The organism is Negativicutes bacterium (assembly GCA_018052945.1).
Lineage (GTDB): Bacteria > Bacillota > Negativicutes > JAGPMH01 > JAGPMH01 > JAGPMH01.
Genome location: JAGPMH010000074.1, coordinates 1 through 4,246 on the forward strand (window position 1 = coordinate 1; position 4,246 = coordinate 4,246).

4 protein-coding genes and 1 other annotated feature are annotated in these 4,246 nt (G+C 35.8%); of the genes, 3 read left to right on the forward strand and 1 reads right to left on the reverse strand.

Translation table 11 applies throughout. The features are described from left to right. The coding region (locus KBI38_08050; GenBank protein ID MBP8629997.1) for a DUF2179 domain-containing protein at positions 1-125 on the forward strand (125 nt) is incomplete at its 5' end. A 46-nt stretch (positions 126-171) separates the two neighbouring features. On the opposite strand, the gene KBI38_08055 is transcribed toward KBI38_08050, so the two are convergent. After that, positions 172-1,728 (reverse strand): ABC-F family ATP-binding cassette domain-containing protein, encoded by a 1,557-nt coding sequence (locus tag KBI38_08055; protein ID MBP8629998.1) that lies wholly within the window; start codon positions 1,726-1,728, stop codon positions 172-174. Positions 1,729-1,979: 251 nt separating this feature from the next. Continuing rightward, positions 1,980-2,226: a binding site (T-box leader), on the forward strand. A gap of 87 nt (positions 2,227-2,313) precedes the next feature. On the opposite strand from KBI38_08055, the gene pheA reads away from it, so the two are divergent. Together pheA and aroF are read left to right on the forward strand one after the other, a co-directional pair. Then, on the forward strand, positions 2,314-3,192 hold the full coding sequence (gene pheA / locus KBI38_08060; protein MBP8629999.1) for a prephenate dehydratase: 879 nt from the start codon (positions 2,314-2,316) through the stop codon (positions 3,190-3,192). Next, positions 3,193-4,206 carry a 3-deoxy-7-phosphoheptulonate synthase gene (gene aroF / locus KBI38_08065; protein MBP8630000.1) on the forward strand — a complete coding sequence of 338 codons (1,014 nt, stop codon included), beginning with the start codon at positions 3,193-3,195 and terminating at the stop codon, positions 4,204-4,206. Positions 4,207-4,246: the final 40 nt, after the last annotated feature.

Sequence of the window (4,246 nt, forward strand, 5' to 3'; positions counted from 1 at the left end):
TTACAAGGTTAGAAGTTGAAAAGTTAAAAGGTATCGTTAGTGAAAAAGATGATAATGCCTTTGTAACAATTAATGAAGTCCACGATGTTATTGGTGGCAGATTTAAGAAAAAAGCAATTCATTAAAATAACAAAAACGCACCGAGGATTTTCTCGGTGCGTTTTTTGTATTTTATACTATTTTTGTGGTCCAGGTTTCAACGTTCCAAACGTCGGTGACCCAATCTTGATAGAACTCCGGCTCATGTGATACTAACAAAATTGTGCCTTTAAAGTTGATTAAAGCTTTTTTTAGCTCTTCTTTAGCTTCGACATCTAAATGGTTGGTCGGCTCATCTAAAATTAATAAATTGATTTTTTCTTGCATTACCTTACAAAGACGAACTTTAGCAGCTTCACCACCGCTTAATACCATCATTTTGCTGGTGATATGTTCGTTGGTTAAACCGCAACCGGCTAGAGCAGCGCGAACTTCATAGTTGGACATTCCGGGATATTCATTCCAAACTTCTTCTAACGCGGTATTGTCATTATCGCGATTGGATTCTTGTTCGAAATAACCCGGCATTACAAATTCGCCTAACTCAATTTTCCCTGAGATTGGTTGTATTTTGCCAAGGAGTGTTTTTAATAATGTTGTTTTACCTAAACCGTTAACACCGCGGATGGCAACTTTTTGACCGCGTTCTAAGGTGATGTTAACTGGTTTCGTCAATGGTTCATCATAACCTAACACTAAATGCTTAGCTTCAATAACAAAGCGACTTGGGGTGCGCGCTTCTTGGAATTTGAAGGATGGTTTAGGTTTTTCTTTAGGTTTTTCTAAAATTTCCATTTTATCTAAGCGTTTTTGGCGACTGTTCGCCATTCCTCTAGTGGCGACGCGGGCTTTATTACGAGCGATAAAATCTTCCAAGCGGTCAATTTCTTGTTGTTGACGCTCGAAGGCGGAATTTTCTTGCTTTTTGCGCATTTCGTACATAGCTTGGAAGTTATAATAATCACCGGTGTAGCGTGTTAAGGTTGCATTTTCTACATGGTAAATGACATTGATAACATCATTTAAAAATGGAATATCATGAGAGACTAAAATAAAAGCATTTTCGTAATTTTTCAAATAATTTGTTAGCCATTGAATATGTTCAACATCTAAATAGTTAGTCGGCTCATCTAAAATAAGAATAGTCGGATTTTGTAACAATAATTTAGTTAATAATACTTTAGTTCTTTGCCCGCCGCTTAAATCAGTAACATCTTTATCTAAGCCAACCGCACCAAGCCCTAAACCGTTGGCAACTTCATCGATTTTAGCATCAATAGTATAAAAGCTGTTATGGTCAAGGATATCTTGAATTTCCCCAACTTCTTCCATCATTTTATCAAGTTCTTCTGGTGTAGCTTCGCCCATTTTATCGTAGATTCCAATCATTTCTGCTTCTAATTTATACATTTCATCAAATGCTGTTCGTAAAACATCACGAATTGAAGAACCTTTTTGTAAAACGGCATGTTGATCGAGGTAGCCAACAGTAACACGGTTAGACCAAGTAACTTTACCTTGGTCTGGTTGCAATTGGCCGGTAATAATATTTAAGAACGTAGATTTACCTTCGCCATTAGCGCCGATTAAGCCAACGTGCTCACCTTTTAATAAACGGAAAGAAGCATCTTCTAAAATTGTTCTAGCTCCAAAACCGTGGGATACATTTTCAACATTTAAAACACTCATTATTAGCCACCTATCATAAAATTTTATATCTATATTATTCTAAATTATAAATAAGCAACAAGCAAATATTTTATCAGAGAATAAAAAATAAAGTTTATAGCGAAAGAAAATAAAGTTCGCACCAAAAAGACGAAAGTATCAAGAGGGAGAACTAAAAACTAAAAAATGATAAAAAAATAATAATATTACAAAATAAAGCTTGAAATTGTTAATTTGCTATGTTATTATACAAATAATTTAATAAACCATTATTAAAGACTGTGAAGAGGAAAAGTAATCATTTTTGTTTATCTTAGAGAGTCGGGGTTAGGTGGGAACCTGATATAAAGGAATGTGATGAAGTTCGCCTTGGAGTTACTTGCTGAAGTTAAGTGTAGGCATAGTCGGAACCTTTACCGTTATCTTAAGGGAAGTATCGGAGCAATCCCGTACTTTATAAAGTGATTTGCGTATAGCAAATAATTAAGGTGGTACCGCGAGTATACTCTCGTCCTTTATTTAAGGATGAGAGTTTTTTGTTTATTTAGAAGTTTGTCTCTGGCCAGAGCTTAATCTAAAGACAACACTAAGCTAAGGAGAGTTTATATGGAAGAAAGCATAAGTAGGAAGCTGGGTTTTTTAGGTCCGAAAGGAACACATAGTGAAGCGGTGGCAAATCATTTATTGTCAACATATCCGGAAAAATTTCAAACAGCTATTCCTTATGATACTATTTATGAAACTATTAATGCTGTCGCTAATGATGAAATAGAGTACTGCGTAGTGCCAATAGAAAATTCGATTGAAGGTTCAATTAATATAACTTTAGATACTTTAGTGCATGAAGTTAACTTAAAAATAAATCACGAACTGATTTGGGCGGTACACAATCAATTATTAGTTAAGGATCAGAAAACTGAAATAAAATATATTGTTTCACATCCACAACCACTAGCTCAGTGCCATAATTTTTTACAAAAAAATTATCCTTTAGCGAAAATCATTCCGGTAGACAGTACTGCGAAAGCGGCTGAAATTGTTGCTGGTGGAGCTGAAAATTATGCTGCTATTGCTACTAATGTAGCAGCAAAACTTTATAATTTAGAAATCAAAGCTAGTGATATTGAGGATATGAATACTAACTGCACTAGATTTGTCGTTTTACACAAAGACAAACAAGAAGTGCTGGGAGCTAAAGTTGCAACGGCAATTGTTTGTCAGTTAAAGGGTGATAACGCCGGTGCCTTATGTGAGATTTTACAAGAATTTGCGAAAAGAAATGTTAACTTGACTAAAATTGAATCAAGACCGGCGCGAACAGGCTTGGGTGAATATATTTTCTTTCTTAATATAGAAGGAAGTGTTCTTACTGAGAATATCAAAGAAACTTTAACAGCGGTAGCAGAAAAATGCTTATGGGTTAAAAACCTAGGTTCATTTAATGTAGAGAAGATTGATAATAAAATTAAAAAGGTGGTAATTTAAATGATTATTGTTATGAATATGGAAGCAACTAAAGAAGATGTAGAAAGAGTAGTAAGTGCAATTAGAAGCAATCACTTGCAAGCACATATTGTAGAAGGTGAGTCTAAAACTGTTATTGGCGTGATAGGAGATAAACAAGTGGTAGCGAATTTATCACTAGAGGCGTTCAAAGGAGTTGAAAAAACTGTGCCGATTTCATCAAGTTATAAATTGGTTAGTAAAGAGCTACATACAAAACCGACCGTTGTCGATGTTAGTGGCGTGAAAATTGGTGGGGGCAATTTGGTTGTAATGGCAGGCCCTTGTGCGGTTGAAAGTAGAGAACAATTAATGGAAGCTGCACAAATTGTTAAAGCCGGTGGTGCTCAGTTCTTAAGAGGTGGTGCTTATAAACCTCGTACTTCACCATATGCATTCCAAGGCTTGGAGCATGAGGGGTTAAAATATTTGGCAGAAGCTAGAGAATTAACCGGATTGAAAATTGTTACTGAGGTAACAGAGGTAGAAGCAGTCGAACTTGTGGCCCAATATGCGGATATGTTACAAATTGGGGCGAGAAATATGCAAAACTTTGCATTGTTAAAAGAAGTTGGGCGAAGTAATAAGCCGGTGTTATTAAAAAGAGGCTTAGCGGCGACTATTAATGAGTGGTTACATGCAGCGGAATACATTGTTAGTGAAGGTAATCAAAATGTAGTGTTGTGTGAACGCGGTATTAGAACGTATGAAGAATATACGAGAAATACATTAGATTTAAGTGCGGTGGGAATAGTTAAACATTTAAGTCATTTACCAATTATTGTTGACCCAAGTCATGGTACCGGTAAATGGAGACTGGTAGAGCCAATGTCCTTAGCGGCAGTGGCAGCCGGTGCTGATGGTTTGATGATTGAAGTTCATCCTAATCCGGAAAAAGCATTATCAGATGGACCACAATCTTTAAATCCGGAAAACTATAATGAAGTAATGAGAAAAGTTTTCAAATTATCAGAGTTCATGAAAAACGAACTGTAAATTATGGATGAACGATAGTCGAACGGTAGTTAAATGATAT